This is a genomic window from Pseudomonas sp. GW456-12-1-14-TSB6 (genome assembly GCF_059424205.1).
Map to the genome: position 1 here is coordinate 12,889 of NZ_JBWKZE010000037.1, position 22,935 is coordinate 35,823.

General features: G+C 58.2%; 11 protein-coding genes. 5 read left to right on the top strand and 6 right to left on the bottom strand.

What is annotated here, in order from left to right:
* The 5 genes from AC07Y2_RS25440 to AC07Y2_RS25460 are packed head-to-tail and all read left to right on the top strand — an operon-like array spanning position 1 to position 5,881.
* A complete protein-coding gene (locus AC07Y2_RS25440; protein WP_007959332.1) occupies positions 1-945 on the top strand; it encodes a DUF58 domain-containing protein in 945 nt (314 codons plus the stop codon).
* A complete protein-coding gene (locus AC07Y2_RS25445; RefSeq protein ID WP_039766825.1) occupies positions 942-1,439 on the top strand; it encodes a DUF4381 domain-containing protein in 498 nt (165 codons plus the stop codon). Before AC07Y2_RS25440 ends, AC07Y2_RS25445 begins: the two co-directional genes overlap by 4 nt.
* On the top strand, positions 1,432-2,511 hold the full coding sequence (locus AC07Y2_RS25450; protein WP_085610528.1) for a vWA domain-containing protein: 1,080 nt from the start codon (positions 1,432-1,434) through the stop codon (positions 2,509-2,511). The genes AC07Y2_RS25445 and AC07Y2_RS25450 overlap by 8 nt, the downstream gene beginning before the upstream one ends.
* A complete protein-coding gene (locus AC07Y2_RS25455) occupies positions 2,508-4,244 on the top strand; it encodes a vWA domain-containing protein (protein WP_103387184.1) in 1,737 nt (578 codons plus the stop codon). The genes AC07Y2_RS25450 and AC07Y2_RS25455 overlap by 4 nt, the downstream gene beginning before the upstream one ends.
* The gene (locus AC07Y2_RS25460) at positions 4,241-5,881 is read left to right on the top strand and encodes a BatD family protein (RefSeq protein WP_103387183.1); all 1,641 of its coding nucleotides are present in this window, start codon (positions 4,241-4,243) and stop codon (positions 5,879-5,881) included. The genes AC07Y2_RS25455 and AC07Y2_RS25460 overlap by 4 nt, the downstream gene beginning before the upstream one ends.
* A 114-nt stretch (positions 5,882-5,995) precedes the next feature.
* On the opposite strand, the gene AC07Y2_RS25465 is transcribed toward AC07Y2_RS25460, so the two are convergent.
* From AC07Y2_RS25465 to AC07Y2_RS25490, 6 genes are all read right to left on the bottom strand, one after another.
* Positions 5,996-6,544 (bottom strand): SMI1/KNR4 family protein, encoded by a 549-nt coding sequence (locus AC07Y2_RS25465; protein WP_219737006.1) that lies wholly within the window; start codon positions 6,542-6,544, stop codon positions 5,996-5,998.
* A 131-nt stretch (positions 6,545-6,675) separates the two neighbouring features.
* Positions 6,676-7,038: a ribonuclease toxin immunity protein CdiI gene (cdiI, locus tag AC07Y2_RS25470; protein WP_074688559.1), complete on the bottom strand. Its 363-nt coding sequence runs from the start codon at positions 7,036-7,038 to the stop codon at positions 6,676-6,678.
* Positions 7,039-7,595: 557 nt separating this feature from the next.
* Entirely contained in the window at positions 7,596-8,042 is a 447-nt protein-coding gene (locus AC07Y2_RS25475; RefSeq protein ID WP_064381157.1) for a PM0498 family protein, read from the bottom strand.
* 454 nt (positions 8,043-8,496) lie between these two features.
* The gene (locus AC07Y2_RS25480) at positions 8,497-8,679 is read right to left on the bottom strand and encodes a hypothetical protein (protein ID WP_103387182.1); all 183 of its coding nucleotides are present in this window, start codon (positions 8,677-8,679) and stop codon (positions 8,497-8,499) included.
* 69 nt (positions 8,680-8,748) lie between these two features.
* Positions 8,749-9,279 carry a hypothetical protein gene (locus AC07Y2_RS25485; protein WP_246883804.1) on the bottom strand — a complete coding sequence of 177 codons (531 nt, stop codon included), beginning with the start codon at positions 9,277-9,279 and terminating at the stop codon, positions 8,749-8,751.
* A gap of 434 nt (positions 9,280-9,713) precedes the next feature.
* Positions 9,714-22,667, bottom strand: coding sequence for a hemagglutinin repeat-containing protein (locus AC07Y2_RS25490; protein ID WP_103387181.1), 12,954 nt, complete (start codon positions 22,665-22,667; stop codon positions 9,714-9,716).
* Positions 22,668-22,935: the final 268 nt, after the last annotated feature.

Below are 22,935 nucleotides of genomic sequence, written 5' to 3' on the forward strand. Positions count from 1 at the left end.
ATGAACGCCTCCCTGCCGTCCGAACCGGGCATCCGCATCAGCCTCGCCGAGCTGATCGAGATGCGTCACCGCGTGCGCGAAGTGCAGCTGTTTTCCACGCCGAGCCAGCGCAGCCCGCTGATCGGCCTGCACCACTCGAAATTTCGTGGTCGTGGTGTGGACTTCGATCAGGTGCGGGTCTATCAGGCCGGCGACGACGTGCGCACCATCGACTGGCGCGTCACCGCGCGGACGCAGGAGCCGCACACCAAACTGTTCCATGAAGAACGCGAACGGCCGATTTTCATCATGGTCGAGCAAAGCACGCGGCTGTTTTTCGGCTCCGGGCTGATGTTCAAATCGGTGCTCGCAGCGCAGGCTGCGGCACTGATCGGCTGGGCTGCATTGGGTCATAACGATCGGGTTGGCGGGCTGGTGTTCGGCGACAACGAGCACTACGAAATCAAACCGCGCCGCAGCAAGCAGAGCCTGTTGCAACTGCTCAACCGGCTGGTGAAGGTCAATCAGTCGCTGCACAGCGAGCGGGAGCCGGATCGCGATGCGTTTGGCGTGGCGTTGCGCCGGGCCCGCGAGGTGCTGCGACCAGGCAGTCTGGTGATCGTGATCTGTGACGAGCGCGCACTGTCCGACAGCGCCGAGCAACAGTTGAGCCTGCTGTCGCGCCATTGCGACCTTTTGATGCTGCCGCTTTCCGATCCGCTGGACCACGCCCTGCCCGCCGCCGGGCTGCTGAGATTCGCCGAACGCGGTGCGCAACTGGAACTCGACACGCTGAATTTCGACCTGCGCCAGACCTACCGCGCCCAGGCCGAAGCGCGGATCGCTCGCTGGGAACTGCTCGCGCAGAAGCTGCGCGTGCTGCTGATGCCGCTGAGCACCCAGAGCGAAATGGTCGAGCAAATGCGCGAATTTCTTAACCCGCAACGCCCGGGGAAAGGTCGATGAACGGCCTCGAACAACTGCAACCGCTGATCTCCCCGCCACCGATCGCCTTCTGGCCACCGGCGCCGGGCTGGTGGCTGCTGCTTTTGCTGCTGCCGGTGATCGGCTTTGCGGTCTGGCGTCTGCGGCGTTTCATTCCGATCAAGAAAAAACCGGTCGTGCGCGCCGAACTGCCGCTCGATCCGGTGCGCATCGCTGCACTCGCCGAACTGGCGCAGATGCCCAAACCCTACGACGGCGCCCCGGCCGGAGCCTGGCTGCAGCAGCTCAACGGCCTGCTCAAGCGCCTGTGCCGCAACCATTACCCCTACAGCCAGAGCCATACCCTCAACGGCCGCAAATGGCTGGCGTTTCTCGACAACCGTTGCCCCGCCGCCGGCCTGACCCGCTGGATGGTGCTCGTCGAAGGCGCCTACAAACCCGAGTGCAAACTCGACGACAAAGCCATCGCCGGCCTGACCCAGGCAGTCGACACCTGGATCCGCAAACATGTTTGAGTTCGCCTGGCCGTGGATCTTTCTGCTGTTGCCGCTGCCGTGGCTGATGCGCCTCGTGCTGCCGGTGGCCGACAGCGGCGAGCCGGCGCTGAAAGTGAGTTTCCTGGGCGACCTCGAAGGTCTCGCCCGCCGTCGCGCCCGCGCCAACCTGCCGGCCTGGCGCCAGCAGGCGCCGTTTCTGTTGTTGTGGCTGATGTTGCTGACCGCTGCTGCCCGCCCGCAATGGCTCGGCGAACCGCTGCCGATTGCCGCCAGCGGCCGTGATCTGCTGGTGGCCGTGGACGTGTCCGGCTCGATGGATTTCCCGGACATGCAATGGAACGACGAAGACGTCAGTCGTCTGTCGCTGGTTCAGCATTTGCTCGGTGATTTTCTCGAAAGCCGCGATGGCGACCGCGTCGGTCTGATCCTGTTTGGCAGCCAGGCTTATCTGCAAGCACCCCTGACGTTTGACCGGCGCACCGTTCGGGTCTGGCTCGACGAAGCGCGGATCGGCATCGCCGGCAAGAACACCGCCATCGGCGACGCCATCGGCCTGGCCCTAAAGCGCCTGCGCATGCGTCCGGCCCAGAGCCGGGTGCTGATTCTGGTCACCGACGGCGCCAACAATGGGGGCGAAATCGATCCGCTGACCGCCGCAAAACTGGCCGCCAGCGAAGGCGTGAAAATCTACCCGATCGGCATCGGCGCCGATCCTGAAGAAAGCGGCGCCACGGCGTTGCTCGGCGGGAACCCGACCCTCGATCTCGACGAACCGGCGCTCAAGGCCATCGCCGAGGTCACCGGCGGGCGCTATTTCCGTGCCCGCGATGGCAGGGAGCTGCAAGCGATCAAGGACACCCTCGACCAGCTCGAACCGGTGACTCAGCAACCGACCCAGGCCCGCCCGGCACAGGCGTTGTATCAGTGGCCGCTGGCATTCGCGCTGCTGCTGAGCATTCTGCTGGTGGCCCGCGTGTTGTGGCCGGACAACCCGCTGCAACGGCTGTTCACCAAAGAGCTGTATCTGCAAAGCCCTCTGCCTGACTGGCGCGAGCGCCTCAAGCGCCTGCGTTTGCGGAGGCGTCGATGATCGCCCTCTGGCCGCACTGGTTCCGCCCCTGGTGGCTGTTGCTGCTGCCGGTGCTCGGCTGGCTGATCTGGCAGCTCTGGCACCGGCAGAAACGCGCCGGTCGCTGGCAGATGATTCTGCCGCCGGCCTTCCACGCCACGTTGCTCAGTGGCGGCAGCGGTCGCGACAGCAAGTTGCCTTGGGTCGCCCTGAGCGTGGCCTGGCTGCTGACGATTCTGGCGTTGCTCGGGCCGAGTTGGGAACGGGTCGAACAGACCAGCCAGAAACCCGCCGACCCGTTGGTGGTGGTGCTGGAGCTGACCCCGGAAATGCTCGCCACCGACTCGCCACCAACGCGACTGGAACAGGCCCGGCGCAAGCTGTTCGACCTGTTGCAGGTGCGCAGCGACGCCCAGACCGCCATCGTTGTTTACGCCGGCAGCGCCCATACGCTGGTGCCGCTGTCGGATGACCTGGCGACCAGCCGCAACCTGCTCGACGCGCTCAAGCCTTCGCTGATGCCGGAAAGCGGTCATCGCGCCGATCTGGCGGTGAGCAAGGCGCTGGCGCTGCTCAAGCAGGGTGCGTTGGGTCAGGGGCGGATTCTGCTGATCGGCTCTTCGCTGTCGGAAGAAGAACGCCAAGGCATTCGCAATGCGCTGAGCGGCCAATCGGCGCAGTTGTTGATGCTCGGTGTCGGCACCGCCGAGGGCGCGCCGATTGCTCAGGAAGACGGCAGTTTCCTCAAGGATACCCAGGGCGCGATCCGCGTACCGCAACTCGACAGCCCGGGTCTCGGTGCATTCCTCAACGCGGTCGGCGGCGAGTACCGCAGCGCACGGCTGGATGAATCCGATCTGGGCGACCTCGGCCTGCTCGATGGCCCGCGCAGCCTGCGCGACGATGGCCAGACCGTGCGCCTCGACACCTGGGCCGATCAGGGTTACTGGCTGCTGTTGCCGCTGTTGTTGCTTGCCGCGTGCGCCGGGCGGCGTGGCTGGCTGTTCTGCCTGCCGTTGCTGCTGGCATTGCCGCAACCGAGCTATGCCTTCGACTTCGAAGACCTGTGGCTGCGTCCCGATCAGCAAGGCCTGCACCTGCTCAAACAGAAGCGCCCGGCCGAGGCGGCGAAGCATTTCGAAGATCCGCAATGGCAAGGGGTGGCGTTGTACGAGGCCGGCGACTACAGTGGCGCCGCTCAGCGTTTCGCCGAGGGCAATGACGCCCACGCCCACTACAATCGTGGCAACGCCCTGGCCAGAAGCGGTGAGCTGGAAGCAGCGCTGGACGCCTACGAACAGGCCCTGGAACGCCAACCGGATCTGCGCCCGGCGCTGACCAACAAGGCGCTGGTGGAAAACCTGCTGAAACAGAAAAACGCCCCGCCGCCGGCCGAACCGCAAGACAAACCGGCGCAGCCAAACCTACCGGGCGATGAACCACCGCCAGCGACCGCTCCGCCGCCAGCGGTCAAAAGCGAAACCCAGAGCGAGCCGCAAACCGGTGAGTCCGTCAGCGAACCGCCGCCGACCACCCCGCCGCTGCCGGGTGCCAACGAGCTGCCGGACAGCGAACCGGACAAGGAACAGAACACCCCGCCGCTGCTGCGCCCCAATGAGGACACCCTCGAAGGCGAGCAACAGCAGGCGCTGGAACAATGGCTGGGCAAGATCCCGGATGATCCGGGCGAACTGCTGCGACGCAAATTCTGGTACGAACAGCAACAACATCAGGATCAGGAAAACATTCGATGACCCGTTTCACCGCTCTCTTGCTGCCCCTGCTGATCTGCACGGCCACCGCCCAGGCGGCCGAGCTGACGGCCAGTGTGGATCGCAGTCGCCTGAACTCCGGCGAGACGGTCGAACTCACCCTCGAATCCAACGATGTCACGCAGTTCGGCAAACCGGACCTGAGCCCGCTGGAGCCGCTGTTCGAAGTGCGCGGCACACGTCAGGTCAACCAGTTGAACACCCTCAACGATGACAACCGCGCCACCACTCGCTGGATCATTACCCTGCTGCCCAAGCAGAACGGCAGCGTTGAAATCCCATCGCTGAAACTGGGTGAAGCCGAGAGCCAGCCGATCACCGTGCAGGTGATTGAAAGCGACACCCGCGAAGACAGCAGCGCCCGCGAACCGGTGTTCATCGAAGCCAGCCTCGACCAAACCAGTGTCTACGTGCAGGCCCAGGCCATCCTGACGTTGCGCATCTACCATTCGGTGTCGCTGTACGACGACAGCAGCCTGACGCCGTTGCAGATCGCCGATGCGCGCATCGAGCAACTGGGCGACATGCGCACCTACGAAAAAGACATCAACGGTGTGCGCCATGGCGTGATCGAGATGCGCTACGCGATCTATCCGCAGCACAGCGGGTTGCTGAGCATCGCTCCGCAGACCTTCAGCGCCACTCTGGTCGATACCCAACCCTCACAGGACGCCACGGCGCAGGGGCCGAAGCCGGGCAAACTGATGCACATCAGCTCCGCCGCAACTTCGCTGACGGTCAAACCCAAACCGATGACCTACCCCAGCGATGCGCCGTGGCTGCCGGCCCGCAGCCTGAGCCTGAGCGAAAGCTGGAACCCGGAGCCGGAACACACCCAGGTCGGCGACTCCCTGACCCGCAGCCTGACCCTCAAGGTCGAAGGCCTGGCCAGCTCGCAACTGCCCGCCCTGCCCGCCACCGAAGCCAACGGCCTGCGCCGCTACCCGGATCAACCGGTGCTGAACAACCAGAGCAGCGACCGCGGCCTGATCGGCAGCCGTGAAGAACGTGAAGCGCTGGTGCCGAGCCGCAGTGGCTCGATCGAGTTGCCAACGGTGGACGTCGTCTGGTGGAACACCTTCGAAGATCACCTGGAACACACCAGCCTGCCGGCGCGCACCCTGCAAGTGGCGAACAACCCAAGCCTGCAAGTCGACACCCCGGCGGGCAACGCGCAACCGCTCAGCGCCGCCGACAGCGAAGCCTTGTGGCGGTGGAAACTCAGCACGTTCGTTCTCGCCTGCACCACCCTGCTCGGCTTCGGCCTCTGGTGGCGTGCCCGTTGGCAACCGGCGATCCTGCGCGCCGCACAAACCGGCCCGAGCCCGCGCACCCTGCTCGACGACATCAAACGCGCCAGCCAGGCCAACGACCCCCACGCCACCCGCCAGGCCCTCGACGCCTGGGCCCGCCAGCAGCCGGAAACCCTGGCGGACATGGCGGCGCGGTTTGTGCCGCTGTCGGATGCGCTCGATGGTTTGAACGGAGCGCTATACAGCGAGACCGGGCAGCATTGGCAGGGTGAGGATCTGTGGCGGGCGATCCGGACGATTCCGACGGCGGAGCGGGTGCAGGATCCGGTTGGGGACAGTGGGTTGCCGCCGCTTTATCCGAAGTAGGGTCTTCCCCGGGCGTCGATCAGTCGGTACCTGTCTTTGAAATACCCAACGCCCGATGCGATGCATCGGGCGTTGGGTGAAACAGGTGTAAACCTATTTCAGGACTAGAAACTATCAGTCAAGACTATATTTAACCTGAGTGCCGTTCGGCAAACTTTTAATCTTATCGGCTATATCGGCTCTGAGCCGCATTCCCTCTATAGCATTAACAACGTACAAATTATCCAAGGAAAACTCACCACCCATTACAAACGGAATCTTGGGCAACAAGCGCATCCCCGCAGCAATTGGACCGTTGCGCTTTTGCCATTGATGCGCTAACGGATATCCCGTCAACACCTCATAGTCGTTAAGAACCATTTGCGCCCAGCTTTCAATATCCGCAGCCAAGTACTCTAAAGACCCAGTTTCTGGATCAAATATATAGATCTTGTCGTCCTTGATACAAAACTGCCCACCAAAGATATCCTCAGCAAAAAAGACACCGCTATCGGCCAAGCCCTTATAACCACTGCGCCACAGATCGGTATGATTCCAATCAGAAAGCCCCGTTTCATTTTGACTCGACTCGCTTGGAAAGACATGCAATGCGCCTTCAAAAGCATAGAAGCCATTGCGCCGACGCAGCACGACCAGAATTTCCTCCGCCAAAATACCAGCCATGTTTCGCACTGGCTCAGTTATCTCTGGCTCGCGTTCACTCAAGGATGAACTTGCAATCGACAACAACTATCCACGGTACAAAGGGGACAGATTTATTTAATAAAATTAATCTGTCCCTTTTTTTCTTAAATTCAAAAAGAGACAACCCGTAAGAATTCTTCTATTTTCGCCTTATCTTCAGGATGACGCTGAAGGTACTTCTCACAAGCTAGCCGAAGATACTCAGTACAAACCGATTCGCTGACGACGATGGAGTCCTCATCACTCGGGGGATAGCCATAGGAAAATTCCACCCCTTCGAAGTGTTCTTCGTCGAACGGGCTGCTTTCATCAGGATAGTTACAGTATGCCCCATCCACACTGAACCCCCATCTTTTCACAAGATAGCCAACCGCCTCGATAAAACGGCCGTCAGTGTACATCCTGTCAAAATACCCTTTAACAATCCAAATAGGGTCTGACTGGCTATATGGCTGACCGAACAACTCTCTCATATGCACCTCAAATTTCTAATTCGTAAAAAAGGAGGACAGATTTATTTAATCAAATAATTCCGCCCCCCCTTTTCTTACCTCTTCTTAATTAACGTCCATCCGTAGCTCTTTTTATATAATCGAGATTTTTGCCCGCCCACCAAATAGACAAGAGCAACGTCAACGGCATACCAATCCACAGAAAGAGCACATTAAAATCAGGCTCGCAAAAAAATATAGAAAAAACATCAGCAACAAAACCATCACTAAGGAAATTATAAAACATACTGACAACACCATCCCAAGCAGGCCGCAAAAAATCATCACACGAGAGACGATATTATTTCTCACTGTTTGCTTCCTTATAAAACCCAAACGACTTATTAGCCACGCCACCCAAATAAAAAGCCAAATAGATTCTAAAAAGGACTAAAAAATGGGACAGATTTATTAATCAAATTAAAAAATGGGACAGATTTATTAATCAAATAAATCTGTCCCATTTTTTTCCGGGTGATACCTGCGCGGATGAGCCCAAGGTCTCCTGGGCCGAGCAAGTGAAAATCATTAGTCATTCATTAAAGCCTCTTGATACGGGCAAGAAATCCCATGTCGCCCGAGTTAACAGTAAGCACTGCTTGCTCATACCCCTCAAGGTCATCGCCCAACCAGGGCTCATCTGGGCGGAGCACATGAACCTTGACCGTTGCACCGAATTCGTCGCTTGAAACGCTCCCCTGAAGAACACCCGGCAGACCGGATTTATTCCATTGATCAAGTACCAAGGACAACCAGGAAATGGCGGTGGCTAATAAATCATCGCTGACATAATCATCAATATGAACCGAGTTCACGAAACACTCATAACCGGTTCTGTCAGGGAAGCTATCGAGGCCCATATGACTTTGAGGATTCAGAGCTGCGATAAAAATACAACCATCACGCTCGACAAAATCAGAACGTGCAATACGCTCAAGCTCACCCTCCATAACAACGTGCGGCAGGTCAGCCAGCAGCGATTCCATTGCCTTGTTTGCTTTCACAGCAATCCTCAAACATCAGCTCACATTCTCAGCGCTATGGCTAAAGCCAAGGCGTTCCTTGACAGCTCAGAATTCACATTTTAAACCGCCAGTGCAGACACGGCTCTACGGGCAAATACCCGCCACCCTTTACTCCGCCTTAACTACTGTGGCACCTATATTTTCTCCGAAATGATTTCCAACTCATCCCACAGATGGGACAGACCAATACTGCTCATATAAGTCATGTAATCCACAAATCCGGGAAACTTTATTTCGTCGATTGAGAACCACGCCGCTTCGCACTCAGGGCAAATAAAAATAATTGACTTATTCGCTTTTATCATCGCTTTGATAACGTCGTCCTACTGACATCTTGGGCAAATCATATACACCTCCCCAAATATACAAAGGCATACAAAGGGACATACAAAGGGGACAGATTTATTCAATCAAATTAATCTGTCCCCTTTTGTTTCACAAGCATCAGACGCGCCAACACCTCCAGGAAAACACCCGCTTTTTCTTCATCGCTTATCTTGAAGCTCGTAAGTTCTACGCTCAAATGCTGCCAGATCGCGCCCATTGAGAGACCAAATGAACTGCTTGAAATGGCAGAGTACAAAGCTCCGATATTCATCTAAATTTCATCTCACAAAAAAGGGGCAGTTTTATCGAATCAAATAAACCCGCCCCGTTCTCAGTAGCTCTATCTCGGAATAACGATAGGGATAATCATCGGCGCTGGCGGCGCAGGCGGATTGATCATCCCCTTGCTTTCCACCACGAGAACCCCCTTTTTCTTGATGGTATCGAACAACCGTTCAGTTGCTTCCGCATCAACGTAGCCACCCTCGTCAATCGACGCACTCAGAGCCAGTTGTCGCCGTTCCTCCGTTAACTGAAGCTGCTTGGTACGGAAGAATGTATGAAGCGACATCGCTTTGATGTTCGACAATTCGACGTGCACGACCTCGACATACTTCAACGCTTTCGCATCCCACCCCTGGACATAAAGCCCCTTGGCAGTCAGCGCAAAAGTACAAAATTGGTAGGTCCCCGTATTTGACCCCGGCGTGGAGATAATCAATGAGCAGCGGCCGTGCTGGAGAATCGGATCACTCATAGAAGGATCGTCTTTTACGATCTGCGAAGAAAATTGCGCCCGATCATAGTAAACAGTTGCTTTGTCTACTGGCGTGGTGTTGCAGCCTGACACCAGTAAGGTTACGCCCAGCAACAATGAGATTCCGAAACAGCGCATAGTCATCCTTCAAAGAGAAAGCCATTAAAACGTAAAAGACGGGGATAAAAATGCGACGAACCCGCTTAAACACCCCACCGGCCAATACCCCCGCCCCATTCCGTAGCCTTGACTAAAAGTAAAGGATGCAGATTTACTTAATTAAATAAATCTGCACTCTTTTGCTCTGACTTTACTACTCCGACACCTATATTTTCTCCGAAATAATTTCCAACTCATCCCACAGATGGGACAGACCAATACTCTTCATATAAGTCATGTAGTCCACAAATCCGGGAAACTTTATTTCGTCGATCGAGAACCACGTCGCTTCGCACTCAGGGCAAATAAAAATAATCGACTTATTCGCTTTTATCATCGCTTTGATAACGTCGTCCTGCTCACATCTTGGGCAAATCATATACACCTCTCTATGGAACTGGATAGGCAGTAAGTACTGTGTTGGTTCCTGGTATGACAACGACTTTTACATTAGTCTCTCCCGCGGTCCCCACCACTCGCCCCATCGGCACAATATAGGCCCCAGGATCGTTCGCCACTGGATTCCCTCTCTTCGTCCAGGCCTCGTCAACCACACCCAGTATCTCCTTTCTATCCATACTGAAAACAGTGTGGTTTTGCTTGTTCGGATTCGGCTTGGCGTGTTCCAGGACGTGATTGATTCTAGTGCCCTGCCTGGTTCCTCGACCATATTCCAAGCCTGCCGGCGTCGTCCAGATTCTGGTAGCTTTATCAAATGTTAACTGAAACCCGCTTGTGGAGGTTTTCGGCGGTGCTCCACTACCAGCATTAACTGACAGCACCCGGCTAACTTGCCGGATTCCAAGATTCTTGATTTCTCCCAACGCAGAGTCAATAAGAAACTCGGCAGCCTTCACATAAGGATCGCCTTTCAGAACACTATTGACGTCTTTTTTATCCGCGTCGTTAAATTCTTTCAGTGTCTTTGGATCACGATCAGTCAAGAAGGCAGCTAAATTGATCGCCGACTCTTCCTTTACCCTTTCATACTCAGGGCCAAACGCCTCCTTCAGGGCAGCCTGGGCAGCGAGGCTTACAACCAGTTTAAACGGCCCCATGATGGCCTGAATGGAAAGCCCGATAGCCTGAATCTGTTCCTTCGGAAGGTTATCCGCAAGTTTCAATGCTGAAACGAGCGGACTCAGCATCGCTTCACCTGCATTTCGCGGAAGGTTACTGGTCACCGTCACGCCGATTTCATACGGCATTCCCGGCTTCCAGCCATCAGGCCCCTTGACCGTACAAGTTTTATTTTCGATACAAGAGTTCAGATTGCCATCGAACACTGCCGCTTTATCGGCAAAGTCCACCAACGCTTTCAGGATATTAGGATCGAGAGATTCCAGCGCCTCAAGATCGCCACCAGCGCGAACGATATTTTTTGCAATCGCTAGAGCGCGTTCTTCTCCAAACTCTTTACTAATACTTTTCGGAACATCATTAATATCTACATGTTGCGACTGGATTTTATTCCAGTTGTTTTTTATAGCATCGTAAACCTGGGTCGCTTGTACCTTCTGATTTTCCGTAAAGTCGGTAACGCTGTTTTCCCATTTATCGAGCGTCTTTCCAGGATGGCTGATCGCGTCTATGGAACTGCTGCTGACATACAGATCCGTACGATGCTCTTCGTCCTTGGTAATCTCATACGCCCTGTTCACATCGCGATTGAGACCGCTCGTGGAGTCCTGCCCCGTGGTCTTGTCGTGCCGTACAACAATCTGCCCCGCCCCCACGGTGGCATTGAGCGTCTGCTGACGATCCTTGTCGTACTTGTAACCCTCAACTGCCCAACTGCTCTTGCTCTCTCCTTCCATCCCTTTGTTGGGTTTGTCGGCCTGAGCGCCACCACTGCCACCGTTGGCACTGGCTCCCGTGTAGCTACCACTTACGTTCAAGTAGTAGCCGTGCTCATTATCCTTGCCGGTAATGTTGCGGTAGCCGAGGGTGTCGGTGTCGAGCTTGAGGTTGCCGTTGTCGGCAGTGACCACCGAACCATCAAGTTGAGTATGTTTTTCGGTACGGATATCGACTTTGCTTTTGCCGCTGATAACCGTCTGGTTGTCGACCCAATTGGTTTTGCCGTTGGTTTCGCCGTAACCCAGCGAACCACTGACCGTTGCACCGATGCTGAACGCGACAGTCAGGCTGGCGTCGAACTCTTTGCCCTCGACCTTGCCGGTGTTCGGAACAGAGGACACGGTTAAGTTGCGTCCTACATCTCCAAGGACTTCATCACCGCGCAGAGTGGCGCCAGCAATCGTGGTGTCACGCTTGCTTTCGAAGTTCAGCTTGTTACCTGCATACAGGTACGCTTCCTGCTGCTTCACGCCCTCGCGGTTCAGATCGCCGATACCGACATTTGCCGAGCCATAAACGCCGAATCCATCCTGGCCGGCGATGATGCCGCCTTCGGCACCCCAGCTACGGCGATCGTGTGAACTCTCATAGGCGTTTTGCGCCGACAGAATGTTCAGATCGTTAGCGGCCTTGAGGGAAATGTCCCGCTCGGCAATCGCACGGGTGCCTATCAGGGTCAGATCGTTTTTGGCATCCAGGTTAATACTGCCGCCGGCATTCAGTTGAGTCGCCGTCGAAGTCCCTTGAGTCGATTTGTCCTCGGTACCCGCATTGCTGACACCCACACCCAGCTTGAAGCCACCGTTGGTACCGCCCTTCACACCGCCCTTGCTCTGAGTCGAATGTCCGGAGCTGTCTTGCGAGCCATGCGCGACATCGAAGGTGATGTCTTTGCCTTTGACGTTGATATCACGCCCGGCATTGAACCGGCTGCCGATGACATTGACGTTGTTTCCGGCGTCCAGCGAGATGTCATTGTCTGCCGAAAGTGTCGAAGGCCGTTGTGTCACGGAGGTCTGAGTGTTACTGGAACTGACACTGGATGCGCCAATGTGTCCGTCATACTTCGGCCCGCTGAAGAACTGATCAAGGGTATCAACCGCTTTCAGTACGCTTGAACCTTTGCTGACTCCGTCTTCGCCTTTGCCCGTCCCTTTGAGCCCATCGATCGTATTGCCGATGTTATAGGCGGTGCTCACCGTTATGCCGTTGCGTTTGATGCTGTCACGGATGGTGACTTCGCTAGCCTCTTCCTTGGCATCGATATTGATATTGCGTTCGGCCTTGAAGCGGATATTGTTCTCCGCCACCACGTCGGACCCTTGCAGGTTGATATCGCGACCGGCGTTTACATTGATGTTCATCCCGGCATCGATGGCGCTGCTCGCAGCGGTGTATCCCTTGCTATTGACGCCATGCTGTACGGTTTCACCGCCGACGAACGTCGTGAACGCGTTGCTGTCGATAGTCTGTTTGATACCAACGCTCTTGTCCGTCTCCCAGCTGTTGCTGCGCTGACTGTCAATCGAAGCAACCACATTGACATCGCGACCTGCATCGAGCGAAGCGTTGTTGACGGCACTGATCCCGCTGCCAATGACGTTAATATCGTGAGCCGCATTGAGAAACGCATCGTTGCCGGCACTGACCTGACTTCCGACACTCACAGCACTGACAACTTCACGTCCCCTATTGTGAGAAGTTGCGAATGTCATGTCGGCACCGAACCCAGGCGTTCCGGCAGCCCACCCAATAGCGTCCCTCAACGAAAGACCGACTTTTTTCTTGTATTCCTCTGCACGGCTGTAGGCCTGATCATCTGCGGACGACAGGGTGATATCGCCCTCCTTGTCTACCAGACCGGCATGCAATTCGGCGTCGTTTTTGGCGCTGATTTCACTGGCGTTCAGACGAACATCTCGCCCCCCCAGAATCACCGCATCATGTCCGGCATCCAATTGACTACCGACCTGTGTCACAGCGGTCTGCAACTGGCTGCTGCCACTTTTCGACATACCGAACAGCCCGGTCTTGGTCTTCTTGCTGTAGGAGCCAGATTCTTCGGTGGCGGAAAGTACCGCCACATCCTGAGTTGCCCCCACCACCAGGTCATTACCGGCCTTCAACTGGCTGCCGATGATGGTGACGTTGCGTCCACCATCGAGACTGACCGAGCCATCCTCATCCTTGGAGGTGTTAACGGTGAGGTCGCGGCCCGCCTCGATCACCGAGGCGACATTCTCGCTTTCATAGCTTTGGCGCTCGGTCGTCTTGCTGCGCCCGAACGAGCCGTTTTTCTTCTTGTAGTAGTAGGACGAACTCTCGTCCTTGGCGGAAGCAACCGTGATGTCCTGATCCGCATCCAGGCTGACGTTTTCCTCTGCCTTGATACGACTGGCAATGATGCCCAGGTCGTTGCCCGCCTTCAGTGCAACGTCCCGCCCGGCGTTCAGTACGGATGCTTGTTGAGTGATGCTGTGGGTTTCGTTGGCGAACCTCTTGCCACGCGCAACGTAGTCGCTTTCATTGGCCGCCGAGGTGATGATGATGTCGTTACCGGAATCGATACTCAGATCCCGCTTCGCATCCAGCCGACTACCCACAACCGCCACATCACGATCGGCACTGATCGTCAGATCCCGCCCGGACTTCACCTCAGCCCCGTGCTGGGTAATCGTCTGATTGAGGAAGTTGCTGCCCCGCCCCGTGGTGCTGCGATCCTGCACCGAGGTGATGTTGACGTCGCGATCGGCGTCGAGCGTCATGTCACGGCCGCTTTGCAGCACACCGCCGATGTTGTTGATGTCTTTGCCGGATTTGATCGTCAGGTCATTGGCTGCTTCGATTCGAGAGGCGTTGTCCAGTACATCGCGGTGGAACAGGTTGCCGCCACGGTTGCCGTCGATGCTGAACACATCGCGCTGGTTGATCACGCTGCCGTTGGTGGCGGTCAGGCTGACATCCTTGCCGGAGATGATGCCGCCGGACTTGTTGATGATGTCGTTGCCGGCCTTGAGGGTCAGTCGTTCGCCCGCTTCGATCAGGCCGGTGTTGGTGAGGTTGTTGCCGGCCTCGGCCGACAAATTGTTGGAGGCACGCAAGGTGCCGGCGTTGTTCAGGTCGCCGCCTGCGATCAGGGTCACGTCACCGCCCTGGATCAGCGCGCCGTTCGGCGCCAGGCGGTTGTTGGCCTGGGCCAGGTACAGCACCGGCACCAGGACTTTTTCGCCGTTCACTTCGTGCTCTTCGAGCCAGACGATGTCATGGGTCAGTGCCGCCACTTGCTGGGCGGTCAGCGTCACGCCGAGCGACAGGTTGAGCTGATCCTTGCTGGCGACCGCGTTGTTCATGAGGTACTTGAACATCGCTTCGTCGGAGGTCTGGCCGTCGATGAAACGCTGTCCGGTGCGAGCGACAACGGCTTGCTGCACCATGCGCTGTTCGAACAGGCCGTCACCCAGGCGTTTGGCGCTGGTGTCCGGGTCGTAGCCGAGCTTGCCCAGCAGGTAGTCCGAACTCATGAACTGCTTGAGGTTGGTCAGCGCCGGGTTGGTCTCGATCAGGTATTTGTGCGGGTTGGAGCGCACGCTGGTGTCGGGCAGGCCCTGTACGCGTGGTACGTCGAACGAAACCTGGCCACGGTTGGGCGCCAGTACGCCGACCGGCCCGTCGCCGGCCACCGGGCCCACGTTGAACTGTGCGGTCTTGTCGTTGAGGTTCAGCGAGGGAACGCCGCTCAAGGCCAGGTCGCGTTTTTTCTTCGAGACCGGGTCGTTCTGGTCGAACTGCAACGCGGTCGCCGAGCGTGCGGGCATGCCGTCCGAACGCTGGGTGGCGCTGGCGGCAATGGTGCCGATGGTCCAGTCGCGATTGGCTACCAGGTCTTGTTCGCTACCGCCCTTGTGGCTGAGACGGAACAGACCGTTCTCGCCGGTTGGCAGAGTGAAGCCCGGCAAGGACAGCGGGTTGACCTGTTGTTGCGCAAGGTCCGGCGGCAGCTGGGAATTGATGCGGATGACCGGAATTGTCGCTCCGGCATTCGGCCCCGTTTGCGGTGCATTCTTCGCAACGGGGGCGAAGTTTGTATAGGCCTGCAAGGTGCCGTTTTTGATGGTCGTCTTAGCATTGACCTCCACAGCCTGGCCGGCCTGGATGATCGCGGAGGCTCCACCCTTGCTCGTGTAAGTGATACCACCACCCGGTTTTTGCGCGTATTCCAGTAGTTTCGCCGGAACTGGAACGTCAGGGCCTTGGCCGAAATAAGGGTTGAGCGTTGTTTTTGTCTGTCTGTTGAGGGGAATGCTGCCTAGGCTGCAGCCCTGCCAATCCTGTCCGCCGCATGAATAGAACGAATATTCGTGTTCGTATTTCGAATTTTTTCGCGCATAAGCCGTGATCAGGCCGGTGGTATCGTCAAAAAACGCATCAAAATCACGGTTTCTGCCTGAATAGATAAGAGTTTTTGTATAGCTTCCAGATTCCAGCCCTGTGTTATCAAATGTGTCGACGTCAAGCTTGATATTTTTTCCCGCAGAGAATATCGAAGCGAAATTGGAAAAATTGCCGACGGTTGCGTTTACATTTCCGCCAACGGACACAACTGCCTGCTCGCCACTGATGATGGACTCAGACTCGTAATGTTCCTCGACAAAGAAATCGAGCCACTTGCATTCGCCGCCAATACATTGATAGGTGATATCACCTGAAACGAGCTTCTCCTGCCCAAGGACGCCTTCGGTCTTGTTGCTGAAGTTGTTGGCAGACAGCGAAAAGTCACCGTCCACATTGATCGTGGCAGCGCGGTTGTTAACGTTATTCGCCCGACCGCCGTCCATGCCGGTGATCGTCAGATTGCCGAGACTGTAGACATTGCCGTTCTGGTTAGTGAAGTCATTGAGCAGCAAGTTCATGTTGCTGCCACTGAAGAGCAGACCTCGCTCGTTCACAAGGCTTCCCGTCCTGATCTTCAGATTCTGCGCAGCACCCAAGGTACCGGTGTTGCTCACGCCACCGGCGTTGATCGTCATCGCACCGTTGGACGTCAGTCGTCCGCCAGCATTGTTCAGCAGGCCACCAATGCTGAATGTGCCCTGACCGCCACTGCCAATACTCGAAGCGCTGGTCAGGCCCAGTTGCGCTGCTGTGAAGATCATGTCTCCCAGGCTGCTGACCCGACCATTGCCGCCATAAGCGCCGCCGATCTGGAAGTCCATACTGCCATCACTGGCAATCAACCCGTCGTTGGTCCAGTTACCGCCGCGCGCCACCAACTGGTTCGAAGCCAGCAACTGACCGCTCGCGGTTTGTACGAAATTGCCGACATTTACCGTCAGCCGCCCGGCCTGAATCACGCTGCTGTTGATCCAACTGTCCGCGTTCAGCGTCAGACCGCCACGAGTCACCAGCGAGCCGCCGGCGTTCATCACGTTAGCCGTGGAGATACCGAACTCGCCCAATCCGACATGTGTCACCGAACCGCCGGCATTGAGGAAGCTTGGTGCGGCCAGAGTGAAATGAGTGTTGGCGGTTTCTACCAGGCCGTTGCGGTTGTCGAACTGGCTGCCGATCTGGAAGTCAGTCTTGCCGCTGGTGCCCAGGGCACGCAGCTTGCCGCTCTGGTTGTCGAGGTTGGTGGCACGCACAGCAAGGGTGCCGGCGCTTTCGATCAGACCACCACGGTTGCTCAGACCTGTCCCGGCACCAAGGTCGATAACGCTGCCGCTGACCTGGCCGGCGTTGTTGTTCATCGAGCCGGCGCTGACTTTCACCTGGCCTTTGGCGTAGATGCCGCCAGCGCTGTTGTCGAGCGCATTGGCGCCGGCATCCAGCAGGATGTCGCCGGTGTTGGCAGCAATACGGCCGCCGTCGCTATAGATGCCGCCGAGGGCGCGCAGGTCGAGGCGGCTGCCTTCGATCTTGCCGCCCTGGCCGTTGCGCAATACACCGGTCAGACGGGTTTGCAGCAAGCCCTTGAGGCTGGACAGCACCCCGCCCCGGCTGTCGAGGCTGGCGGCGGTGATGTTCAGGTCACCGGTCTGGGCGATGAGTTTACCGCCCTGGTTGTCGATGGCCCCGGTGCCGGTGTTCACGGTCATGGAGGTGAAACTCTGCACCGCGCCCTTGCCGTTGTTCAGCGCGGCGGCGGTCAGGTTGGCGGCGCCATCGCGGCTGGAGATCAGGCCGTCGGCGTTGTTGTGCAGGGTGCCGTCGGCCTTGAGGTCGAGTTGGCCGTTGGCCGAAATCGTGCCGCCCGCGCTGTTGTTCAGGTCACCGTGGGTCAACAGGTCGAGCAGGCTCTGGCTGAGCAACTGGCCGCCGCGGTTGTCGACGCTGGCCGAGCGTTTGATAACCAGCGGCCCGGTGCTGCCGAGCGCACCGTTGACGTTGGTCAGGGCGCCCAGCAGGTCGAGGGTGACGCTGTCCTTGCCGACCAGGCTGCCGCCGCTGTTGTCCAGTTGCGTACCGGTGAAGGTCAGCGCTTTGCTGGCCGTGATCCGGCCACCGGCGTTGTTCAGGGTGGCCGCGTGGACATCGAGGGTGTCGCCGCTTTCAATGAAACCACCGGCGCCGTTGCTGATCGTGCCGCCGGTGAAGGTCAGGGTCTGTTTGCCACCGCTGGTGACGGTGCCACTGGTGTTGTCCAGGCGGGTGGCCTTGATGGTCACCTCGCCGATGCCGCCCAGCCCGCCGTTGCTGTGGTTGATCAACGCACCGCTGAGGTCGATGTTCAGGTTGCCGAGCAGGCTGGAGACGCTGCCTTCCTGACTGTTGTCGAGGGTGCCACCATTGACGGTCACGCCCTTCCAGCCAGAGATCAGACCGCCCTGGTTTTTCAGCTCGGGCGCAGTGAGGGTCAGTTGATCGTTGCTGATCAGGTTGCCGCCACGGTTGTCCAGGCTGTTACCGGTGAGGCTGAAACTGTTGACGCTGGAGATTTCACCTTTCTGGTTATTCAGGGCACGCAGCGTGGCAATGCTCAGCACGCCCTTGCTGTTGATCACACCGCTCTGATTATTGAGGTCACGCAAGTTGGCAATGCTCAGCGGACCTGTGCTGCTGATCATGCCGTCCTGGTTGTTCAGGTCTTGAGCGGTAGTGCCCAGATCAATGGCCAGACCGGCAATGCCCACCAGCGTGCCACCCTGGTTGTCCAGACCGGTACTGTTAAGGGTCAACTGCTGCGCCGCCTTGATGCTACCTTTGTTGCGGTTGCTCAAGAGGCCGTCGACGGTCACCTCGAGATCGCTGTCGCTCAGCAACACGCCGCCATCGCTGTTATCCAGGCTCGCCGCCCGGATCTGCAACGCGGCGGCGGCGATCTTGCCCTTGATCGAGGTCAGGGCCTTGTCGATGGTCAAGGTGAGTTTCTGATTGCTCAGCACCTGGCCGCCGCTGTTGTCCAGCGACGCGGCGATCAGGTCAAAGGCCTGCTCGCTGGAAATATCGCCGCCACGGTTGTTCACGTCACCGAGGTTTTTCAGCAGCAATTGACCTGGCGCCGTGACGAAGCCGTCCTGGTTGTTCAGCGCACCGCCTTTCAGATCAAGACTCAGATTGCCGGTACTGAACAGCTTGCCGCCCTGCTGATCGAGCCCCTTGAGGTTGGCTACCAGAGCATTGGCCGCACCGATGCTACCGCCGGTGTTGGTCACTTGACCTGCGTTCAACTCCAGTTGATCGGCCGAGTAAAGGCTGCCCTGGCTGTTGTTGAAGTCACCGGTGTTGATGTTCAGGCCGGTCTTGCTGCTGATGACACCCTTTTGCTGGTTATCCAGCGCACTGCTGTTGATCGTCAGCGCGGTGTCGGTGAGCAGTTTGCCGCCCTGGTTGCTGACGGCGCCTCGGGTGTCGACCGTGAGGTTTTTGGCGCTGGAGAGCGTGCCGCCGTTGTTGCTTAGGCTTTGGGCATTGATCGCCAGTGCGCCTTCGCTGATCAGGCTGCCCTGATTGTTGTTCAGGTCCGATGACAGGGTGATCGCCAGGTCTTTGCCGCTGCTCAGACGACCGCTGTTTTCCAGGGTCTGCCCGGTCAGTGTGAGACCGCTGTCGCCGCTCATCAGGCCCTTGTTGTGGTTGATGACCTGGCCCACCGTCAGCGCCAGATTGCCGCCGGCAGCGATGTAGCCGCTGTCGCTGTTGTCGAGCCAGGCGCCGATCAGGCTCACACCGGCCTTGCTCGACAGCTCACCGCTGCGGTTGTCGACGCGGTCAACGGTGAGTGTCAGCGCTTTTGTGGACCCCACCAGACCTTCCTGACGGTTGTCCAGACGGGCGGCCGTGACGCGCAGGCCATCGTCGGCGATGACTACGCCGGCCTGGTTGTCGAACAGGTCGGTCACGGTCAGGTCGACCTCGCCGCGCCCACGGATTTCGCCGCCGGTGTTGTCCAGGCTGGCACTGCGGCTGTCGAGGCCGGCAGAGGCAATCAGGCCCTTGATGTTGCTCAAGGCCTGATCGACAACCAGGGTCAGCTTTTGGTTGCTCAGCAACTTGCCGCCGTCGTTGTTCAGGCTTTGCGCATTCAGGCTCCAGGCGTTCGCACCAGAGATTTCACCTGCGCTGTTGTTCACCCCGGCAAGGTTTTTCAGCAGCAGCTGACCCGGCGTATGCAGGTTGCCGCGCTGGTTGTTCAACAAGCCGTGGTTCATGTCCAGCGTCAGGTCGGCGTTGCTGAACAGCTCGCCGCCATCCTGCTCCAGCGAAGTGACCGAGACGTCGAGTTGCTGCTGGCTGCCGATGCGCCCGCCGGAGTTGTCCAGGTGGGCGGCTTTCAACTGCAGGGTGCCGTCGGTGGCTACGCTGCCTTCGTGACGGTTCTTGAACTCACCGGTGGTCAGCGTCGAATCAGCCTTGGCGCTGATGATGCCTTGGTCGCTGTTGTCGAGACTGCCACTGGTGAACACCAGGCCTTTTTGCGAAGCGATCAGACCGCCCTGGTTCATCACTGCGCCGGTCGAGGTCAATGCCATCGCCTCAAGGCTCGACAGTTTGCCCAGACGATTGTCGAGGCTGCCGGTCTTGAGGGTCAGCCGCCCTTCGCTGCTGATCAGACCACCCTGGTTGTCCATGGCCTCATCGAGGGTCAGTTGCACATCCGCCTGGCTGACGATCCGTCCGCCGACGTTGCTCAAACCAATGCCACTGAGGGTGCTCGCACCCTTGCTGAAAATCAGGCCGTTGGTGGCGTTGATGATCTGCGCGACCTTCAGGCCCAGCGTGGTGTCGGACAACACCTTGCCGCCTTCACTGTTATCCAGACGCGCACCGTTGACCAACAGCGCTTGCTGGCTGGACAGCGAACCGCCGCGGTTGTCGATCTGCTCGACATTCACGGTCAGGTTTTTCAGCGATCCAACCAGGCCGTCCTGGCGGTTGTCGAGGTTTTTGCCGGTCAGCAGCAAATTGCCTTCGGCGACCAGTTCACCGCCCTGCTGGTTCAGGGTGTCGATGTTGGCGTCGATATCAGCCTTGCCGGAAATTCGCCCAGCGGCGTTGTTCACTTCGCCGGCCTTGAGCGTCATCAGCCCGGTCGAGGTCAGCAGGCCGCCATTGCGGTTATCCAGTTTTTGGCCTTCAAAAGTCAGTGCCGCTTTGCTTTCGAGTCGGCCCTTGTCGCGGTTGTCCAGCTCGCCGACCAGCGCCTTCAACGCCTTGTCCGAACGAATCACCCCGCCCCGGTTATCCGTGTTGGCACTGCTGACTATCAGGTTGTCGAGGCCGGAAATCTTGCCGGCGCGGTTGTCCAGGCGAGTGGCCTGCACGTCCATGGCACCGTTCGCCTGAATCAGGCCCTTGTTCTGGTTGTTCAACTGACCGCTGATGCGGGTGGTCAGCGTGCCTTCGCTGATCAACTGGCCTTGCTGGCTGTTGTCGAGATTTTGCGCGTGCACGTTCAGGGCAGTCTTGCCACCGAGTTTGCCGGTGGTGTTGTTGATCGCTCCCGACGCCGTGATGTCCAGCATCCGCCCGGCCATCATCAGGCCGGCGACGTTATCCAGCGACGTGACCGTCAACACGGTATCGGCCTGACTGCTCAGTTCACCGTTGCGATTGATGAGCTGTCCGACCGTGCCGGTCAGGTTGCCCGCGCTGTTGATGACGCCTTGGGTGTTGAGCACCTGACCGGCGTTGAGGTACAGAGAAGCGCTGCCCAGCACGCGGCCGGCATTACGGTTGTCCAGCGTGCCGGCGGTAACACTAGTGTTCTGGCCGCTGAGTGTGCCGCTCTGGTTATTCAGAGTCTGTGCGGCGTTGACAGTCAGGTTGCGGCTCGCGACCAGGCCTTTGCCGTGGTTGTCTATGGCTTGCGCACTCAGGCTCAGATCACCATTGGCATTGCGACTACCGTCAGCATTAACCCCGGCTTCGATCGCCCCGGCGTTGGTCAATTGACCACCCGCACTGAGACTGATGCTGTCCCGCGCCGCGAGGGTCTGTCGGTTGGTCAGGTCGCCCTGGGTCTGTACGTTCAGCGAGGTGCCGGCGTACACCGCAGACCGGGTCTCCAGGCCGGCGGCCTTGACGTTGACCGCGCCGGTAGCCGAGGTCTCGGCCAGGCTCAACTGGCCGTTGGCGTCGAGCTGGATGTCGCCGCCGCTGGCGATCAGTTTGCCGTCGAGCTTCACCCCGACCCCGGCCTCGGTGCCGACCAGTTTGATCGCCCCGGCGTACATGCCGCCCAGCGCCGAAGAGTCGATGGCCAGTTGCGGCTTGGTGCTACCGTCGTCGGCGCGGGCCGTAGCATTGAGGTTGTCGGCGTTGACGTCGTTGCGCCCGGCAACGATGGTCAGGTTTTTCGCCTGAATCTCGGCGTTGATCTTTGCGCTGCGGGTGATGATTTCGAAGCGGTCGACATTGGTTGCGTTAAGCCCGGCGCCTTCGATCGCGACGCTGCCCTGATCGACCTGGAAACGGTCCAGGCGACCGCTGCCATCCAGCACCGGTTTGCCGGTGGTCAGCGTGACCCGTGGCGAATTGATGAAACCGCAGCCATTGCACGTGATGCCGTACGGGTTGGCGACGATCACCCGCGCCGACTGCCCCGCCACTTCGGTGTAGCCGCGCAACTGGCTCGGGCTGCCACCGATGACTTCGTTGAGGATCGCCTGTGCCGAACCACTGTTTTTCAGGTGCGGGTTGTCAACGATGTACCCACCCAGCTGGGTTGACGAAGCCTGGTTGGAGCCGTTGTTGAGGATGACGCCCTGCGCGCCGACGTTGTAGTCATGAAACTGGTTGTGCGACAGACCCGCCCCGTTGGGCGTGGCGATGTTGATGATCTGCACGCCGTTGCCGGCGCGGTCGAGGGTGGTGCCAGGATTGGCCACCACAATGCCGTCGGCCTGTGCCCACATCGGCTGCCAGAACATGACGTTGGCCAGCAAAAACGCCAGCCCGCGCTTGGGCATGCCCCAGAACTGATCACGGCTTTTTACGGCAGCAGATGGCAGGCGAGCAAGAAAGGCGTACTGACGAACGTCCATGTAAAAGTCTCAATGCAACAGGCAGGATGGGCGATTTGAAGGCAGGCGCGACAGGGCCAACGGGCGCACGGTCAGCGCCAGTCAGAGCGAAAAGGGATAGGGAGAAAGTTGCGCAAGGCAATCCAGCGTCGCTCAGTCGATCACGGCAAAAGCCATGAACGCCTGTTCGTTCCCTCGTAGCGGCACACTGATATCAAATTAGTGGCGCGATATTAGATGGCCACTATTTTGACGTCAATTATTGAATGCGACAGCGGTGCGTTGCCGA

Bases quoted from the DNA above. Each gene is read 5' to 3' on its own strand.
- AC07Y2_RS25465 (WP_219737006.1), bottom strand. From the start codon at position 6,544: ATGGCTGGTATTTTGGCGGAGGAAATTCTGGTCGTGCTGCGTCGGCGC.
- AC07Y2_RS25440 (WP_007959332.1), top strand. From the start codon at position 1: ATGAACGCCTCCCTGCCGTCCGAACCGGGCATCCGCATCAGCCTCGCC.
- AC07Y2_RS25455 (WP_103387184.1), top strand. From the start codon at position 2,508: ATGATCGCCCTCTGGCCGCACTGGTTCCGCCCCTGGTGGCTGTTGCTG.
- AC07Y2_RS25450 (WP_085610528.1), top strand. From the start codon at position 1,432: ATGTTTGAGTTCGCCTGGCCGTGGATCTTTCTGCTGTTGCCGCTGCCG.
- AC07Y2_RS25460 (WP_103387183.1), top strand. From the start codon at position 4,241: ATGACCCGTTTCACCGCTCTCTTGCTGCCCCTGCTGATCTGCACGGCC.
- AC07Y2_RS25475 (WP_064381157.1), bottom strand. From the start codon at position 8,042: ATGGAATCGCTGCTGGCTGACCTGCCGCACGTTGTTATGGAGGGTGAG.
- AC07Y2_RS25490 (WP_103387181.1), bottom strand. From the start codon at position 22,667: ATGGACGTTCGTCAGTACGCCTTTCTTGCTCGCCTGCCATCTGCTGCC.
- cdiI (WP_074688559.1), bottom strand. From the start codon at position 7,038: ATGAGAGAGTTGTTCGGTCAGCCATATAGCCAGTCAGACCCTATTTGG.
- AC07Y2_RS25445 (WP_039766825.1), top strand. From the start codon at position 942: ATGAACGGCCTCGAACAACTGCAACCGCTGATCTCCCCGCCACCGATC.
- AC07Y2_RS25480 (WP_103387182.1), bottom strand. From the start codon at position 8,679: ATGAATATCGGAGCTTTGTACTCTGCCATTTCAAGCAGTTCATTTGGT.